The following is a 15,695-nucleotide window of genomic DNA, read 5'->3' on the forward strand; positions in this document are numbered from 1 at the left end:
CCCCGAGGGAGCTGGCTTTGCGCAGCAAAGGCTGAGGGAGTTTTTGTTTGCTCCCCATTTTTCCCGCAAAAACTCACAAATCACTTTCCAAACGTAAGATTTTGCGTTATTCTATACTTATCTGTATTTATAAAGAAAAGAGAGGTGCACAGCTATGGTGCAATATCTCGCAAAACGCATCGGGCGCTCCATTCTGACCCTGTTCGTCATTGTGACGCTGGTGTTCTGCCTGCTGCGGCTCATGCCGGTGGAAGGCTACTTTGCAAACTACGAAAAAATGACCGAGGCACAGATCCAGGCCGGGCTGCAGTCCATGGGCCTGCTGGACCCGCTGCCGGTGCAGATCGGCCATTTCTGGCGGGATGCGCTGCACGGTGATCTGGGCGTGAGCCACATTTACAAGCTCAACGCTCCCGTGACCAAGATCCTTGCCCAGAAGCTGCCCATTTCCATCGAAATGGGTGTGCTGGCCATGCTGCTGAGCCTTGTGCTGGGCATCCCGCTGGGCCTTGTCATGGGCCGTTATAAGGGTCGCTGGCCGGATAAGCTGGGCACGGCATTCATCGTGCTCATTCAGGCGGTGCCTGCGGCAGTGTACTTTTTGTATATCCAGATGTACGGCACCACCGCCATGGGCGTGGGCCTGCTGTTCGATGCCGCCAACTGGCGCTATTGGGTGCTGCCGGTGTGCAGCATGAGCCTTGCAAACCTTGCGTTCTACGCCATGTGGCTGCGCCGCTATATGGTGGACGAGAGCAACAAGGACTACGTCAAGCTGGCCCGCGCCAAGGGCGTGAGCGAGAACAATATCGCCCTGCACCACGTATTCCGCAACGCCATGGTGCCGCTGGTGCAGTACATTCCCTCCGCATTCCTGAACACCGTCGTCGGCTCCATCTACATCGAAAGCCTGTACAGCATCCCGGGCATGGGCGGTCTGCTGGTCACCTGTGTGCAGCGCCACGACAATACCATGGTGCAGGGCATCGTGCTGCTGTACGCCTGCGTGGGCATCATCGGCCTGATTTTGGGCGATGTGCTCATGGTACTCATTGATCCCCGCATCAACTTTGGCAAGAAAGAAGGTGGACGCTGATGCTCTCTTTTCTGAAACGCGAAAAATCGAAGCAGCTGGAGGACCAGCTGAATGCTGCTCAGGCACAGCGCCGCACCGGCTGGGAAAATCTGCCGGAGGATGAGCTGTTCACCCCCGCCGGGTTCAGTGAGGAACAGGCCGAAGCCACCGCCAGCTCCAACTACAGCTACTGGGGCAGCACCTTCCGTGCCTTTTTCAAGAACAAGTTCGCCGTGGCCCTGCTGATCGCGCTGGTGGTCGTGGTTGCCTTTGCCTTCATCCAGCCCCACCTGCCCGGTCAGGCAGACCCGAACCTGTGCGCCGTGGACCCTGTGACCGGCATCCAGTACCGCAACATCGCCCCTGGGCAGGACGGCTTTATCTGGGGTTCCAACTCCATCGGTCAGGACCTGTGGGCACGCATCTGGGCCGGTGCACGCACCAGTCTGACTATCGCCTTCTTCGTGGCCCTCATCGAAGCTGTGGTGGGCATTACCGCCGGTGTGCTGTGGGGCTATGTGCGCGGGCTGGACTTTGTGTTCACCGAGCTGTACAACATCTTCGATAACATTCCCACCGCCATCGTGCTGATCCTCATTTCCTATGTAGCCACCCCCAGCATCTGGACCATGGTCCTTGGCATGGCCATCAAGGGCTGGATCGAAATGGCACGCTTCATCCGCAACCAGATCCTCATTATCCGCGACCGGGATTATAATGTGGCTTCCCGCTGCATCGGCACGCCCACCATCCGCATCGTGCTGCGCAACCTGCTGCCCTACCTCGTCTCGGTCATCATGCTGCGCATGGCCCTCACCATCCCGGAAGCCATTGGCAACGAGGTGTTCATCACCTACATCGGTCTGGGCCTGTCCGTGGAGACCCCCTCGCTGGGCAACCTGGTCAACGATGGCCGCAAGGTGATGATGCAGGCCGGGCTGCGCTACCAGCTGCTGTACCCCACCCTCATCCTGAGCTTTGTTACCATTGCGTTCTATCTGATCGGCAACGCCTTCTCGGATGCTGCCGATCCGAAGAACCATCTGCAGTAAGGAGGGGATATCATGGAACACAACCAGCTCATTCTCTCCGCAAAAGATGTCAACATCCAGTTCAACCTGCGTGGAAAAGTGCTGCACGCCATCCGTGGCATCGATCTTGACCTCTATCAGGGAGAGGTGCTTGCCATCGTAGGCGAGAGCGGCTCCGGCAAGAGCGTTTTTACCAAGAGCTTCATGGGCCTGCTGGATGCCAACGGCTCCATTACCAGCGGCACCATTGATTACTACGGCATGGCGGACGGCAAGCCGCTGCGCCTTTCTGACCTCAGAACCGAAAAGGACTGGCTGCGGGTACGCGGCCGCGAGATCGCCATGGTCATGCAGGACCCCATGACCAGCCTGAACCCGCTGAAGACCATCGGGGCACAGATCATGGAAGCCGTTGCCCTGCATCAGGGCTTAAAGGGCGCTGCCGCCAAGGAAAAAACGCTGGAATACCTGCGGGATGTGGGCATCTCTGACCCGGAAAAGCGCTTTAAGCAGTACCCGCACGAGTTTTCCGGCGGCATGCGCCAGCGTGTGGTCATTGCCATTGCGGTGGCCTGCAGCCCCAAGATCCTGATCTGCGACGAGCCTACCACCGCACTGGACGTGACCATTCAAGCCCAGATTTTGCAGCTTTTGAAGGAGATGCGGTTCAAGTACGATCTGACCATCGTCATGATCACCCACGATCTGGGCGTTGTGGCAAACATTGCAGACCGCGTGGCTGTGATGTACGCAGGCGACATTGTGGAGATCGGCACTGCTGACGAAATTTATTACGATCCCCGCCACCCCTACACATGGGCACTGCTTTCCAGTATGCCGCAGATGGGCGTGAAGGGCGAGGACCTGTTCAACATCGTGGGCACACCGCCAAACCTGTTTGCGGAAATTCGCGGCGATGCTTTTGCACCCCGCAACCCGCAGGCACTGAAGATCGATTTTGTCAAGCGCCCGCCTTACTTTGAGGTAACGCCCACCCACAAGGCCAAAACATGGCTGCTGGACCCCCGGGCACCCAAGATCGAGCCGCCTGCTGCGGTAAAAATGCTGCGAGAGGAGGGGCTGTAAGATGGAAAATGAACGCGAAGTTCTTTTGGAAGTGAACCACCTGAACGTAACCTACGGCTCCGGCAAAAAAGCATATGAAGCTGTGCAGGATGCCAACTTTAAAATTTATAAGGGCGAGACCTTCGGCCTTGTAGGCGAAAGCGGCAGCGGCAAAACTACCATTGGCCGGGCCATCCTGCGCATCCTGCCAACTTCCGGCGGCGAGATCCTTTATAAAGGCCAGAAGATCAACGGCAGAATTTCCCGCCATCTGGACAGGCAGATCATCAAAGAGATCCAGATGATCTTTCAGGACCCGCAGTCCTCGCTGAACGAGCGCGCCAAGGTGAGCTATATCGTGGGCGAAGGCCTGCAGAACGTCCGGCCTGATCTTTCCACCGCCCAGCAGGAGGAAAAGGTGCGTCAGGCTCTGCTGGACGTGGGTCTGCTGCCGGAATTTGCCTCCCGCTTCCCGCACGAATTTTCCGGCGGACAGCGCCAGCGCATCGGCATTGCCCGGGCCCTGATCGTGGAGCCGGAGTTCATCGTTGCCGATGAGCCCATCAGTGCACTGGATATGTCCATCCGTGCACAGGTGCTGAACCTGCTGCGCCGCCTGCAGAAGGAACGCGGCATCACCTACCTGTTCATCGCCCACGATCTTTCCGTGATGCGCTACATCTCCGACCGCATCGCCGTCATCCACAAGGGCCGCATCGTGGAGCTGGCCGGGGCCGAAGAGTTGACAGCCCACGCCATCCACCCCTATACCCGCAGCCTGCTTTCCTCCATTCCCATGCCGGACCCCCGCCGGGAGCGGCAGAAAAAGCTGCTGGTGTACGACCCCGCCATGCACGACTACTCCAGAGAGGCCCCCCAGTGGCGCGAACTGCGGCCTGAGCATTTTGTACTGTGCAGCGCTGCCGAAGCCGAGCAGTGGCTGCTGCGCTGACCCCCGACATTTCGGGCTGAATCGTTGTTTTACGGCTCTTTTACGCAACATTCAAAGTTTATTTCTTGACATTCTCCGGCAGCTCCACTACAATAGAATCTACATCATTGATTCTGATTTTTGAGTTATTAGCGTGTTCTGACCGGCGGCTTTCATCTTCTTTGCAAAGCTGTCGGCTTTTAGCAATGAAAAGAAGAAGAAAGAAAAGAGGACTTTATTCTATGACTACTGAACAGCATGAACCGCTCTATGCGTCCACTGCGAAGCCCTGGCTGAAGTACTATGACCAGAAATACATCGACATGCCTCTTCCTAAGTGCAGCGCCTTTGAGTATCTCTGCCATCAGAACAAGAACCATCTGAGCGAGACCGCCCTGGAGTATTATGGCCGCAAATTCACCTTTGCAGACCTCTTTGTGAATGTCAAGAAAACCGCTGCCGCCTTCCGTGCTCTCGGCGTGAAGAAGGGCGACATCATCACCGTTGTCAGTGTGATGACCCCCGAGGTGATCTATGCCTTCTACGCTGTCGATATGATCGGCGCAACGCTGAATCTGGTGGACCCGCGCTACAGCGTTGAGGGTATCCACGAGTACATCGAAGAGGTAGATTCCCGCCTGCTGATCTGCCTGAATGTGACCTATGAGCGCTGCCACAAGGCAGAAAAGCGCACCAATGTGGAGCGCGTTCTGGTCATCAGCCCCGCAGACTCTCTGCCGCTGCATCTGGCCGTCGGCTACAAGCTGACCAACCCCGATAAGAACCGCTACAAGTCCAATGTGATCCACTGGAAGGACTTTATTGCACAGGGCAAGGATCAGAGCATGAACGCCGAACCCTACGACCCGCAGCACGCCTGCGTGGTGGTGCACACCGGCGGCACCACCGGTTCGCCCAAGGGCGTTATGCTGACCGACGACTGCTTTAACTCTCTGGCCCACGAATTCATCGCCCAGAGCAACCTGTTCTGCCGCGGCCAGAAGCTGATGAACGTCATGCCTCCGTTCATTGCCTACGGCTATGCCTGCGGCGTGCACATGCCGCTGGTCATGGGCCTGCACGTCGTCATCATCCCCAATCTGGACCCCGACAAGCTGGGCACACTGATCTGGAAGCACAAGCCCGAGCACATGTTCGGCGTTCCGGCCCACTACCAGCAGATGGCAGCTTCTCCGCTGCTCAAGAAGAAGAAGGATCTCTCCTTCATCCGCAACTATGCCGCCGGCGGCGACTCGCTGCCGCTGGGCGCTGAGCTGACTGTGAACGAGTTCCTGAAGGCGCACAACGTGGAATATCCGCTGGCCAAGGGCTACGGCATGACCGAGGTCGCCTCTGCCGCTACCGTTGCCGCCGGCAACGTGACCAAGCCCGGCAGCGTGGGCATTCCCATGCTGAACACGGTGGTGTCCATTTTTGAGCCTGGCACCGAGACCGAACTGCCCATCGGTGAGCGCGGCGAGATCTGCATCTGCACCCCCACCGTCATGAAGGGCTACTACAATAAGCCCGAGGAGACCGACATGATCCTGCGCCGCCATGCAGACGGCCAGATCTGGGCACACACCGGCGATGTCGGCTACATGGACGAGGACGGCTTTGTGTATCTGGATTCCCGCATCAAGCGCATGATCATCCGTCACGATGGCTTCAAGGTGTTCCCGTCCATGATCGAGAACGTCATCAGCCGCCACCCGGCCGTGCATCAGTGCTCGGTGGTGGGCTGCACCGATAAGGACCATGTGCAGGGCCGTCTGCCTTTCGTGTATGTGGTGCTGGACCCGGAAGGCGACAAGAAAAAGCGCCAGATCGTGCGGGAACTGCGCCAGCTGTGCAATGAAGAGCTGCCGGAGTATGTGCAGCCGGTGGGCTACAAGTTCATCTCCGAAATGCCCTTTACCCCTGTTGGCAAGGTGGACTACCGCAAGCTGGAAGAAGAGATCACTCCCCGCGATTACTGATCCTGAACTTCACCCTGTAATTTTTCAGACACTGAGCTCTCCCGAAAGGGAGAGCTTTTTTGTATGGAAGAAACCGCAGAATACGGACGCAGCGATGGCCGCAATTTTTTGAATTTTGTCAGTTGACAATTTTTACTTTCCATTTTATCATAGAGACAACAGCTGTGCCGCACAGGTGCAGTCATTCCAGAAAGAAGGAATTACAATGAAAAACAAAAAGTTTGCCAGCTTTCTGGCCGCAGCGGCAGCGCTTGTGCTGCTGGCCATGCCTGCATTTGCTGCCGACGAACAGACGGAGCTGCCTGCCGCCGAAGCAGCAGAGGTGCAGCAGGAGCAGACCGCAGCGCCTGCCGAGCAGGAGACCGCCCTGCCCGCCGATGCCCAGACAGCCGGCGAACCGGAGCAGCAGCTCACCTATGTGGCGCTGGGCGACAGCATCACCTCCGGTGTCGGCCTTGCCGATATGAAATACAACATCGCCCAGATCGGCTACGATCTGCAGCCGAACTTTGAGGGCTACCCTTCCCAATGCTACACCGCCCTTGTGGGCAAGGGCCTTGGGCTGGACCGCCAGCACGCGATCAATCTGGGCCTGCCCGGCCTGATGAGCCCTGACATGCTGGATATGGTGCAGAACAGCGCCATGCCCAAGATGAATCAGGCTTCCGGCGCATATTACGTCTACCCGGAATATCAGGAGTATCTGCGCAAGGCCGATATCATTTCCATCCAGATCGGCTCCAACGACGCGCTGGTGCCCTGCATCGTGGGTCTGGGCGAGGCCACCAACTGGAAGAGCGAGCAGCTTGCCGCACTGATGGTCAGCGGTGCCCTGCGTGATTTCAACTTCCAGAAGCTTGGGCTCTTCCTCGAAGCGCTGAACCGTATGACCCTTACCTTTGACGAGAGCCGCGCCACCAACCGCCTGCTGTTCCGCGGCATGGATGAGATCTGCGATCAGGCCTATACCAATGTGACCGCCAGCCTGCCGCAGATCGTGGCCAGTATCCGCGCACTGAACCCGGATGCCAAAATCGTGCTGCTGGGTTACACCAACCCCGTGCCTCTGCTGCCCGCATGGAACCGCTATTTCAGCAAATTGAACCGCTTTGCCAAAGACCTTGCCGCACAGGAAGGCTTGATCTATGTGGACATTCCCCGTGCGCAGACCGCTGCCGACGGCCACCCCACCGTTAAGGGCCACCAGTACATTGCACAGCAGATCCTGAATGCGATCCAGTAATTCTTTATGACCAAAAACAGCCGGCCTCCGCGCAGGAGACCGGCTGTTTCTTTGTAGAACCCGTTTTCAGCTCAGCCGGCCGCTTTCCACCGAGAAGCTGATATCTACCGCAGCCATGGTAGACTTGCGGTGGGAGACCAACAGCACCGTTTTGTCTTTGCACTCTGCCCGCACAGCCTTGAGGATCACGCCCTCATTCAGGCTGTCCAGATTGGAGGTAGGCTCGTCCAGCAGCAGGAAGGGTGCATCATGCAGGAAGGCACGCGCCACACCGATGCGCTGGCGCTCGCCGCCGGAAAGTGCACCGCCCAGCTCACCCACCGGGGTATCATAGCCCTTGGGCAGGCTGTGGATAAAGCCGTCCAGCGCAGCCTTTTTGCAGGCTGCTTCCACCTCTTCCCGGGTGGCATCCCGCTTTGCAATGCGGATGTTGTTCTCAATGGTATCGTCGAACAGCTCGGTCTCCTGCGTCACAAGGCTTTCCTGTTCGCGCAGGGCGGCGGTGTTCACGCGGCGGATATCCTCTGCGCCAAAGCGGATGCTGCCGCTGGATACATCCCAGAAGCGCATCAGCAGCCGCAGGAAGGTAGACTTTCCGCTGCCGGAGCGGCCGGTGATGCCCACGATCTTCTTTTCCGGAATGGTCAGGCTCAGGTCATGCAGCACCTCCTCATTGGCATAGGCAAAGTTCACATGCTCTGCCGCAGCACCTGCAAATGCGGTGTCTGTGCCGTCGGTCACATCGGCGGTGACGGGCTGTTCGTCCAGCAGGTCCAGCACGCGGTCTGCGCTGGCGAACACCTGCGTCAGGCTGGCACCAAGGTTTGCCAGCGCCACCACCGGGCCAAAGGAGCTGAGGGCCGAAAGGGTGCACACCAGTACGCCCTCCACGCCCATTTTACCGCTCTGGTAAAGGTTCAGGCTCACACCCAGCACGGCCAGCACCGTGAGCAGGATCAAGGTGTTCGTGATGGCCACGGTCAGGCCCTCGCGGTATTTCATCGCCTTCTGCTTTTCGCCCAGCATCTCACTGTGGGCCGTGATGCCCTCGGCGCGGGCTGCGGTGTCCTGATACTGCAGGGTATCCTTCAGGCCGCGCAGGCTTTCCAGCACATAGCTGTTGGTATCGGCCAGTGCCTGACGGTACTCCCGGGCGGCACGGTCGCCGCGCTTTGCGCTCCACACCGGCAGGGCCACGCCCACCAGCAGATAGCCCGCCAGCAGCACCAGCGCAGGCAGGATGTGCCAGCTGCCCACGAAGCCCGTCATGCCGATGACGCAGATGCACGCGATGCAGATGGGCGAAATGGTGTGGGCGTAGAACACCTCCAGCGCCTCGATGTCGGCCGTGATGAGCGAGATCAGGTCGCCGCGGTCACGGCCTTCCAGCTTTGCAGGGGTCAGACGGCGCAAGGCACCGAACACCTTATCGCGGATCAGGGCCAGCAGCTTGAAGGCGATATAGTGGTTGGATGCCTGCTCTGCGTAACGCAGAACGCCGCGCAGCAGCGCAAACACCAGAATGCAGGCAAAGGCCGTGCCCACGGTCCTCACCGGGCTTGCAAGCCCCAGCGCACGCAGGATGCCAAAGCCGCCGAAGATGGTAATGAAGGTGGCGCAGAAGTGGCCTGCCACCCCCATCACGATCGCTGCCAGCATAACGGGCAGCATGGGCTTTACCAGTACGATCAGCCGTCCCACAATGGCAAAGGGGCTGCGATGATTGATTTTATTCATGATCAGGCATCCTCCTCTTCCAGTGTTTCCAGCTGCCGCTGTGCCAGATACAGGCGGCTGTAAGCCCCCTGCCGGGCCAGCAATTCGGCGTGGGTGCCCTGCTCGATCACACGGCCATTGCTCATTGCATAGATGCAGTCGCTGTGCACCACGTTTGCCAGACGGTGCGAAATGAGGATGATCGTCTTTTTTCCGGCCAGACTGTGGATGGCCTGCATGATGTCGTTCTCGCTCTCGGCATCCACGTTGGAGGTAGCCTCGTCGAAGAGGTAGATGGGCGTATCATGCAGCAGGGCCCGCGCCATGGCAAGGCGCTGGCGCTGGCCGCCGGAAAGATTGCTGCCGCCCTCATGCAGAGCGGTCTGCAGGCCGTTCTGGCTGCGGCAGAAATCGGCCAGATTCACCTGTTCCAATGCCGCCCAGAGCTGTGCCTCGTCCGCGTCCGGCTTTGCCATGCGCAGGTTGCTCTCCACCGTACCCTTGAAGATGGCGGCGTTGTGGGGCACCAGTGTCAGGGTGCGCAGACGCTGTTCCTGCTGCAGCTCCTGCACCGGCACGCCGCCCAGCGTCACGCTGCCGGTATAGCCGGTGCGGCTGCCGGACAGCAGCGCCGCAATGGTGCTTTTGCCGCAGCCGCTCTCACCCACCAGCGAGACAAAGCTGCCCTGCGGAATGGTAAAGGAGACATCGTTCAGGATGGTGCGGTCCTTCTCGTAGCCAAAGGTGACATGCTCAAGCTTCAGAGTCGTATTCTCTCCGGGCACGCGGTCACCATCGGCAGGCTCTTCCGCTGCCAGAAGCTTGAAGATCTTCTCTGCCGAAGCGGCACCGTTCATGGCAATGTGGAAGTAGCTGCCCAGCAGCCGCAGCGGCAGGAAAAAGTCCGCCGCCAGCAGCACGATGGTCAATGTGGCGGTCAGGGTCAGCCGGCCTGCCGCAAATGCAGCCACCGCGCTGATGATGCCAAGGCCCGCACCGCCGTAAGCCATCAGGTCCATCAGTGTCACCGAGTTCAGCTGCATGGTGAGCACCTTCATGGTGATCTTGCGGAAGCGCTCGGCCTGCGCGTTCATCTGCTCGTGCTTCCAGCCGTCGGCCTGATAAATTTTCAGGGTGGTCAGGCCCTGAATGTTCTCAAGGAAGCTGTCGCCAAGGGTGGTGTATTCGCCCCAGTAGTTCGCCAGCAGCTTTTTGGCAAACTTCTGCACTGCCACAATGGACATGGGGATCAGCGGCACGCAGCACAGCAGGATGATGGCCGACCGTGCGTGCACACCCACCAGCAGCACAAACAGGGTAACGGGTGCCAGCAGGCTGTAAAACAGCTGCGGCAGATATTTTGCAAAGTAGGTGTCGATCTGCTCCACACCTTCGCTGGCCAGCATCACCACCTCGCTGGTGGCCGCCGTCTCGGTGTAGTTGGGGCCAAGGCGGGCAAGCTTTGCGTAGATGCTGCTGCGCAGGGTGCGCTTGACATCCTTGGAAGCCTGATCGCTCATGGCCGATGCCAGCATGGTAAAGGCAAAGCGCATGGGCACCGTGGCAAGGCAGAGCACAAGGTTCTGCCACAGCTGTGCACTGGTCAGGCTGCCCGCAAAGGCTGCGCCCACCAGCTGGGCAATGGCCCGCACAAAGATCACGTTGCACAGCATCCCCAGCCATTGGAAAGCCACATTGGCTCCCACATAGCGCAGTGCACCGCGGTCAAAGGACAGCAATTTTTTATTGATCACTGGGCTTTCTCCGTTTCTGCTTTTTCTGCATCACTGCCAAACAGACGCTCATATTCGCCGGTAAAGATGCGCTCCGGCAGTGCACTGGTCATGGCAAGGGCAGCGGTAAAGCGCTCTTCTTCGCTCAGCGGCTCACCGACCGGCGGGAAATGGGTCAGGATCGTTTTCAGCTCCCGATCCACCTGTTTTGCCACCCAGATGCCCCGGTCTGTCATATAGATCTTGCCGTAGTGCTCCTTTACGATCATGCCGCGCTCCATGAGCAGATTCATGATACGCACCACCGAGGGCTTGGTCACGCCAAGCTTTTCGGCAATGCTGCGGGAGCTGATATCCAGATGGGTCTGTGAGACTTCGTAGATCGCCAGCAGATAGCGCAGATGCGCCGACGTCAGTTCCATGCCGATCACTCTCTTGTTCTGATAGATTTTCCAATGTTATCCAAAGCTAACTTTTTGTTTCTGAAAAAAGGGCGCGAGCCGAAACTTCCAGCCCGCGCCCTTTGCGGATCATTTCAATGCTCAGTGACAGCCGCTGCAACCGCTGCAGCTGCCATTGCAGCCGCCTTCGCCGCAGCCGCTGCACCCACTGCAGCCGCCGCCATGCTTGTGGGAGTGCCATGTGATCCAGCCCACACCGCCAAACACGATGACTGCCACAATGATCGTGGGCAGATTAAAATTTGCAGCGAGGAATTCCATCATACAAAACACGCCCTTTCCGTGCAAAGCGTTCTTTTAGATCTTGGAGATGTCGATTTTGACCTCGTTGTCGCCAACATACTTGTTGGGACGGACCAGCAGGTAGATGAAGCCAACCAGAACAACAGCAGCCACGATGGTGAAGAAGTTGAAGCCGACCTCACCAGTGATCAGGCCGCCCAGCTGGTACACCACCAGAGCGGCGCAGTAAGCCAGAGCGCACATATAACCAATGGCGATGGCGGTCCACTTGCCGTTGTTCATCTCGCGCTTGATGGCGCCCATAGCAGCGAAGCAGGGAGCGCACAGCAGGTTGAAGATCATGAAGGCGTAAGCCGACAGAGCGGTGTAGTCCTGCGCAACAGCAGCCCAGATCTCATCGCCGTTCTCAGACAGCTCGCCGCCGAAGTGATACAGAACACCGAAGGTACCAACCACGTTCTCCTTTGCGATCAGGCCGGAGACGGAAGCGACAGTTGCACGCCAGTTGCCGAAGCCCAGAGGTGCAAAGATCCATGCGACCTTGGTAGCGATCGCAGCCAGCACGGAGTTGTCCTGATCCTCGACCATGCCGAAGACACCGTTCTCGAAGCCGAAGCCCTGCAGGAACCACAGCACAACGGTAGCGGCCAGAATGACGGAGCCTGCGCGCTTGATGAAGGACCAGCCGCGCTCCCAGGTTGCACGGAACACGTTGCCCCATGCAGGCACATGGTATGCGGGCAGCTCCATCACGAAGGGAGCGGGATCACCTGCGAAGAGCTTGGTCTTCTTCAGGATCACGCCGGAGCAGATGATGGCAGCCATGCCAATGAAGTAAGCAGAGACAGCCACCAGAGAAGAACCGCCGAACATCGCACCTGCGATGAGGCCGATGATGGGCATCTTTGCGCCGCAGGGGATGAAGCAGGTGGTCATGATGGTCATGCGGCGGTCACGCTCGTTCTCGATGGTACGGGAAGCCATAACACCGGGCACGCCGCAGCCGGTACCGACCAGCACGGGGATGAAGCTTTTACCGGACAGGCCGAACTTGCGGAAGATACGGTCCATGATGAAGGCGACACGGGACATATAGCCCACATCCTCCAGAATGGACAGCAGGAAGAACAGCACCAGCATCTGGGGAACGAAGCCCAGAACTGCGCCGACACCGGCAACGATGCCGTCCATGATCAGGCCGTACAGCCAGCCTGCCACGCCGATGCTCTCCAGCAAGCCGCCCAGAGCACCCGGCACGATCTCAGCGAACAGGACATCGTTGGTCCAGTCGGTGGCAAAGGTACCAATGGCCCAGCCGCCGTCTGCAATGGAGGTGCCCATGGACAGGGAGTACATCAGGAACATGACCAGTGCGAAGATGGGCAGAGCCAGAATACGGTTGGTCACGATCTGGTCGATCTTATCGGAAACGGTCAGGTGCTCCACGCGGGCCTTTTTCTTAACAGCTTTGCCCACGACGGTGTTGATATATGCATAGCGCTGGTTGGTGATGATGCTCTCAGCGTCATCGTCCATCTCAGCTTCGCAGTCCTTGATGTGCTGGTCGATGTGGTCGGTCAGGCTCTTGTCGAGCTTCAGCTCGTCCATGACCTTCTCGTCGCGCTCGAACAGCTTGACGGCATACCAGCGCAGGAAGCGGTCATCCACCTTGCCCTGAATGGACTCTTCGATGTGGGCAATGGCGTGCTCCACGCTGCCGGTGAACACATGGGGCAGCTCAGCAGCCTTGGTAGCCTTTGCAGCAGCCACAGCAGCCTTTGCAGCAGCCTCGGTGCCCTCGCCCTTCAGTGCGCTGATCTCCACCGCCTGACAGCCCAGCTCTGCGCTCAGCTTCTTCAGGTCGATCTTATCACCGTTCTTGCGCACCAGATCGATCATGTTCACAGCCATGACCACCGGGATGCCCAGCTCGATCAGCTGGGTGGTCAGGTACAGGTTACGCTCAATGTTGGTACCATCGATGATGTTCAGGATGGCATCGGGCTTCTCCTTGACCAGATAAGTACGGGAAACCACTTCTTCCAGCGTGTACGGAGACAGCGAGTAGATACCGGGCAGGTCCTGAATGATAACATCCTTATCGCCCTTCAGCTTGCCTTCCTTCTTTTCCACCGTAACGCCGGGCCAGTTGCCGACATACTGGTTGGAGCCGGTCAGATTGTTGAACAGGGTCGTTTTACCGCAGTTCGGGTTGCCGGCAAGTGCAATTTTAATGCTCATTGCTTAATCCTTCCTCCCTTTGGGATCAGACTACTTCGATCATTTCAGCATCGGCCTTGCGCACGCTCAGCTCGTAGTTGCGCACGGTCAGCTCCATGGGGTCACCCAGAGGTGCCACCTTACGGACATAGATCTCAACACCCTTGGTGATGCCCATGTCCATGATGCGGCGCTTGACCGGGCCTTCACCGTGCAGCTTTGCCACAGTAGCAGTCTCGCCGACCTTTACGTCTTTCAGAGTTTTCATACTTAACCATCCTCCTCTGCTTGTCTTTATAGAGAGACTATTCCAGTTTCGGAGCAGCTCCCAAACAGCGCCGGGGCACTGTTCAGCCAATCATGATACGGTTTGCCATGGTCTTGTCTAGCGCGATGCGGCTCTCCTTGACCTGAATGATCAGGTTGCCTGCGATCTCGTTGACGACCGTTACCTCACTGTCCACCACAAAACCCAGCTCTGCCAGATGCAGCCGGATCTCGTCCTTGCCGGTGATCTTTTTGATGGTGACGGTCTCCCCTGCTTTTGCCATTGTCAAAGGCATCATACTTCCGCTTCCCTTCCTGTTTGAATCTGGGATATCGCTGCGGTTAGTCAGCCGCAACTACCAACGTGGATAGTTTACGCTCACTAACCTTTTATGTCAATAGTTTTTTCACAATTAAAAGTTAGTTCATATGAACAAACAATTTTTCTGCCCGATTTTTTCCGTTTTTTCACCACAATCAACAACAACTAACTCAAATTATTGAATCAAAGTTAGCCATTGTTTACATTTTCTTGTTCTTTTTTGGCTGCATCTTGTAAACTATCACAAAGCTTTTTCTCTGCCCTGCTGTGCTCTTTTGCTGCAAATGACACAGCCGCGCGGTACAGTGGTCAGTCTGCACCGCGCGGCCGCGTGTCAAAAGGAGGATTTCTTTCCTGCCAGTGCGTGGACACCAGCAGGTGCCAGGATAAAAAGAGAGTATTTGAAAAGAGAATGACAAATTTTAAGCCGCCACGGCAAGGCGGAGAATCGGTGTTCCGCTGTGGAACAGCCGCAGATAGACTGCTGTGCACTTGCTCAGCTGGTCAAAGTGCTTCTGCGCTGCATCCGGGTCGCCATAGGACTTCCAGCAGCCGCAGCAGGTAAAGTTCTTGCCGCGGTTCTCGATAAAGCCCACAACATCGCCCAGAGGATAGCCAAGGAACACCCCGATCTCATGCGGAAATTCTGCCGAACAGCACAGCTTGCGGGAAAGCTGAGTGAGCATATTGCCCACATCCGGTGCTTCGCCCGCTTCCGGCAGGCGGTAGCCCTCCTGCCGCAGAAAGCTCTGCACCTTTTCATCTGCCAGCACGGCAGCCAGCCTACTTTCGCGGTAGACATACACAAGATACCGGTGGTTGAGCACGCAGCCCTTGAGCACCCGCACACGCAGGCCCTTGGGGTTCAGCTGAGTGTTCCAGTTTTTCACCCGGCGCGCAAGGTCGGCGCAGTCGCGGGTCTCATAGCGGAACAGGCCTGCCGGTTTCAGGCTTGCCAGCACCGGGGCACACTGTTCGATCATGACCGTTTCAAAATTACGCTCCATGTCTGCGCCCTCCCGCCTTGTTTCTCCGGGCTATTGTTCCCCGGATGCGCCGTGGTTATGAGTTAGATATTTCTAACCCCGATTCCAAAAAAGAAGCAGCTTTGCGCGGAGCATTCAAGGCTTCGGCCTGCCGATCTGTTTCTTGTGGTTAGTTATTTCTAACGTGACTGTATCTTACCACAGCGGTGGGCCGTTGTCAACACTTTTCTTGAAAAAAGTTATTCGTGGCAAACCGCAGTTTTCTCCGCCTCGCTTTTTGTGCATTCTACCGTTTTGAGATACGGTATGGTATAATAAGGAAAACTCTCTCAGGCGCTAACGCGCCAGCTCCCCCGAAGGGGGAGCTCTTTATAGAGTCAGCGCATTCAAAAGCTCTCTCCTTCGGGAGAGCTGGCATTGCGC

At 57.6% G+C, this 15,695-nt stretch carries 14 protein-coding genes; 6 read left to right on the forward strand and 8 right to left on the reverse strand.

The genetic code is table 11. From position 1 onward, the window contains the following. The first annotated feature begins 154 nt into the window (after positions 1-154). From PXT33_RS11125 to PXT33_RS11150, 6 genes are all read left to right on the forward strand, one after another. Positions 155-1,096 (forward strand): ABC transporter permease, encoded by a 942-nt coding sequence (locus PXT33_RS11125; protein ID WP_097776451.1) that lies wholly within the window; start codon positions 155-157, stop codon positions 1,094-1,096. Next, positions 1,096-2,127, forward strand: coding sequence for an ABC transporter permease (locus PXT33_RS11130; protein WP_005944541.1), 1,032 nt, complete (start codon positions 1,096-1,098; stop codon positions 2,125-2,127). The genes PXT33_RS11125 and PXT33_RS11130 overlap by 1 nt, the downstream gene beginning before the upstream one ends. A gap of 12 nt (positions 2,128-2,139) precedes the next feature. Then, positions 2,140-3,192 (forward strand): ABC transporter ATP-binding protein, encoded by a 1,053-nt coding sequence (locus PXT33_RS11135; RefSeq protein ID WP_005944542.1) that lies wholly within the window; start codon positions 2,140-2,142, stop codon positions 3,190-3,192. A 1-nt stretch (position 3,193) separates the two neighbouring features. Continuing rightward, positions 3,194-4,123, forward strand: coding sequence for an ATP-binding cassette domain-containing protein (locus PXT33_RS11140; RefSeq protein WP_332376552.1), 930 nt, complete (start codon positions 3,194-3,196; stop codon positions 4,121-4,123). A gap of 221 nt (positions 4,124-4,344) precedes the next feature. Further along, the gene (locus PXT33_RS11145; protein WP_332376554.1) at positions 4,345-6,081 is read left to right on the forward strand and encodes a class I adenylate-forming enzyme family protein; all 1,737 of its coding nucleotides are present in this window, start codon (positions 4,345-4,347) and stop codon (positions 6,079-6,081) included. Positions 6,082-6,286: 205 nt separating this feature from the next. Continuing rightward, the gene (locus tag PXT33_RS11150; protein ID WP_332376555.1) at positions 6,287-7,324 is read left to right on the forward strand and encodes a GDSL-type esterase/lipase family protein; all 1,038 of its coding nucleotides are present in this window, start codon (positions 6,287-6,289) and stop codon (positions 7,322-7,324) included. Between the two features lie 66 nt (positions 7,325-7,390). Here the strand turns inward: PXT33_RS11150 and PXT33_RS11155 are convergent, their stop codons facing one another. The 8 genes from PXT33_RS11155 to PXT33_RS11190 form a co-directional block, all read right to left on the reverse strand. After that, on the reverse strand, positions 7,391-9,061 hold the full coding sequence (locus PXT33_RS11155) for an ABC transporter ATP-binding protein (protein WP_332376556.1): 1,671 nt from the start codon (positions 9,059-9,061) through the stop codon (positions 7,391-7,393). A 2-nt stretch (positions 9,062-9,063) separates the two neighbouring features. After that, positions 9,064-10,794 (reverse strand): ABC transporter ATP-binding protein/permease, encoded by a 1,731-nt coding sequence (locus PXT33_RS11160; RefSeq protein ID WP_332376557.1) that lies wholly within the window; start codon positions 10,792-10,794, stop codon positions 9,064-9,066. Then, a complete protein-coding gene (locus tag PXT33_RS11165; protein ID WP_097781549.1) occupies positions 10,791-11,195 on the reverse strand; it encodes a metal-dependent transcriptional regulator in 405 nt (134 codons plus the stop codon). The genes PXT33_RS11160 and PXT33_RS11165 overlap by 4 nt, the downstream gene beginning before the upstream one ends. A gap of 120 nt (positions 11,196-11,315) precedes the next feature. Further along, the gene (locus PXT33_RS11170) at positions 11,316-11,498 is read right to left on the reverse strand and encodes a FeoB-associated Cys-rich membrane protein (RefSeq protein ID WP_044954063.1); all 183 of its coding nucleotides are present in this window, start codon (positions 11,496-11,498) and stop codon (positions 11,316-11,318) included. A 33-nt stretch (positions 11,499-11,531) separates the two neighbouring features. After that, complete coding sequence (feoB, locus tag PXT33_RS11175) at positions 11,532-13,718, reverse strand: ferrous iron transport protein B (protein ID WP_332376558.1); 2,187 nt, start codon at positions 13,716-13,718, stop codon at positions 11,532-11,534. Positions 13,719-13,743: 25 nt separating this feature from the next. Then, positions 13,744-13,965: a FeoA family protein gene (locus PXT33_RS11180; RefSeq protein ID WP_005944554.1), complete on the reverse strand. Its 222-nt coding sequence runs from the start codon at positions 13,963-13,965 to the stop codon at positions 13,744-13,746. A gap of 82 nt (positions 13,966-14,047) precedes the next feature. Then, positions 14,048-14,263, reverse strand: a complete 216-nt coding sequence (locus PXT33_RS11185) for a FeoA family protein (RefSeq protein WP_005944556.1) — start codon at positions 14,261-14,263, stop codon at positions 14,048-14,050. A 445-nt stretch (positions 14,264-14,708) separates the two neighbouring features. Then, positions 14,709-15,293, reverse strand: a complete 585-nt coding sequence (locus PXT33_RS11190) for a DUF3793 family protein (protein ID WP_005944560.1) — start codon at positions 15,291-15,293, stop codon at positions 14,709-14,711. Positions 15,294-15,695: the final 402 nt, after the last annotated feature.

It is taken from the genome of Faecalibacterium taiwanense (assembly GCF_036632915.2).
Taxonomy (GTDB): Bacteria; Bacillota; Clostridia; order Oscillospirales; family Ruminococcaceae; genus Faecalibacterium; species Faecalibacterium taiwanense.

Excerpts from the sequence above, each read along its gene's own strand:
- PXT33_RS11165 (WP_097781549.1), bottom strand. The coding sequence starts at position 11,195 with ATGGAACTGACGTCGGCGCATCTGCGCTATCTGCTGGCGATCTACGAA.
- PXT33_RS11135 (WP_005944542.1), top strand. The coding sequence starts at position 2,140 with ATGGAACACAACCAGCTCATTCTCTCCGCAAAAGATGTCAACATCCAG.
- PXT33_RS11190 (WP_005944560.1), bottom strand. The coding sequence starts at position 15,293 with ATGGAGCGTAATTTTGAAACGGTCATGATCGAACAGTGTGCCCCGGTG.
- PXT33_RS11150 (WP_332376555.1), top strand. The coding sequence starts at position 6,287 with ATGAAAAACAAAAAGTTTGCCAGCTTTCTGGCCGCAGCGGCAGCGCTT.
- PXT33_RS11170 (WP_044954063.1), bottom strand. The coding sequence starts at position 11,498 with ATGATGGAATTCCTCGCTGCAAATTTTAATCTGCCCACGATCATTGTG.
- PXT33_RS11130 (WP_005944541.1), top strand. The coding sequence starts at position 1,096 with ATGCTCTCTTTTCTGAAACGCGAAAAATCGAAGCAGCTGGAGGACCAG.
- PXT33_RS11125 (WP_097776451.1), top strand. The coding sequence starts at position 155 with ATGGTGCAATATCTCGCAAAACGCATCGGGCGCTCCATTCTGACCCTG.
- PXT33_RS11185 (WP_005944556.1), bottom strand. The coding sequence starts at position 14,263 with ATGATGCCTTTGACAATGGCAAAAGCAGGGGAGACCGTCACCATCAAA.
- PXT33_RS11140 (WP_332376552.1), top strand. The coding sequence starts at position 3,194 with ATGGAAAATGAACGCGAAGTTCTTTTGGAAGTGAACCACCTGAACGTA.
- PXT33_RS11145 (WP_332376554.1), top strand. The coding sequence starts at position 4,345 with ATGACTACTGAACAGCATGAACCGCTCTATGCGTCCACTGCGAAGCCC.
- PXT33_RS11180 (WP_005944554.1), bottom strand. The coding sequence starts at position 13,965 with ATGAAAACTCTGAAAGACGTAAAGGTCGGCGAGACTGCTACTGTGGCA.
- feoB (WP_332376558.1), bottom strand. The coding sequence starts at position 13,718 with ATGAGCATTAAAATTGCACTTGCCGGCAACCCGAACTGCGGTAAAACG.
- PXT33_RS11155 (WP_332376556.1), bottom strand. The coding sequence starts at position 9,061 with ATGAATAAAATCAATCATCGCAGCCCCTTTGCCATTGTGGGACGGCTG.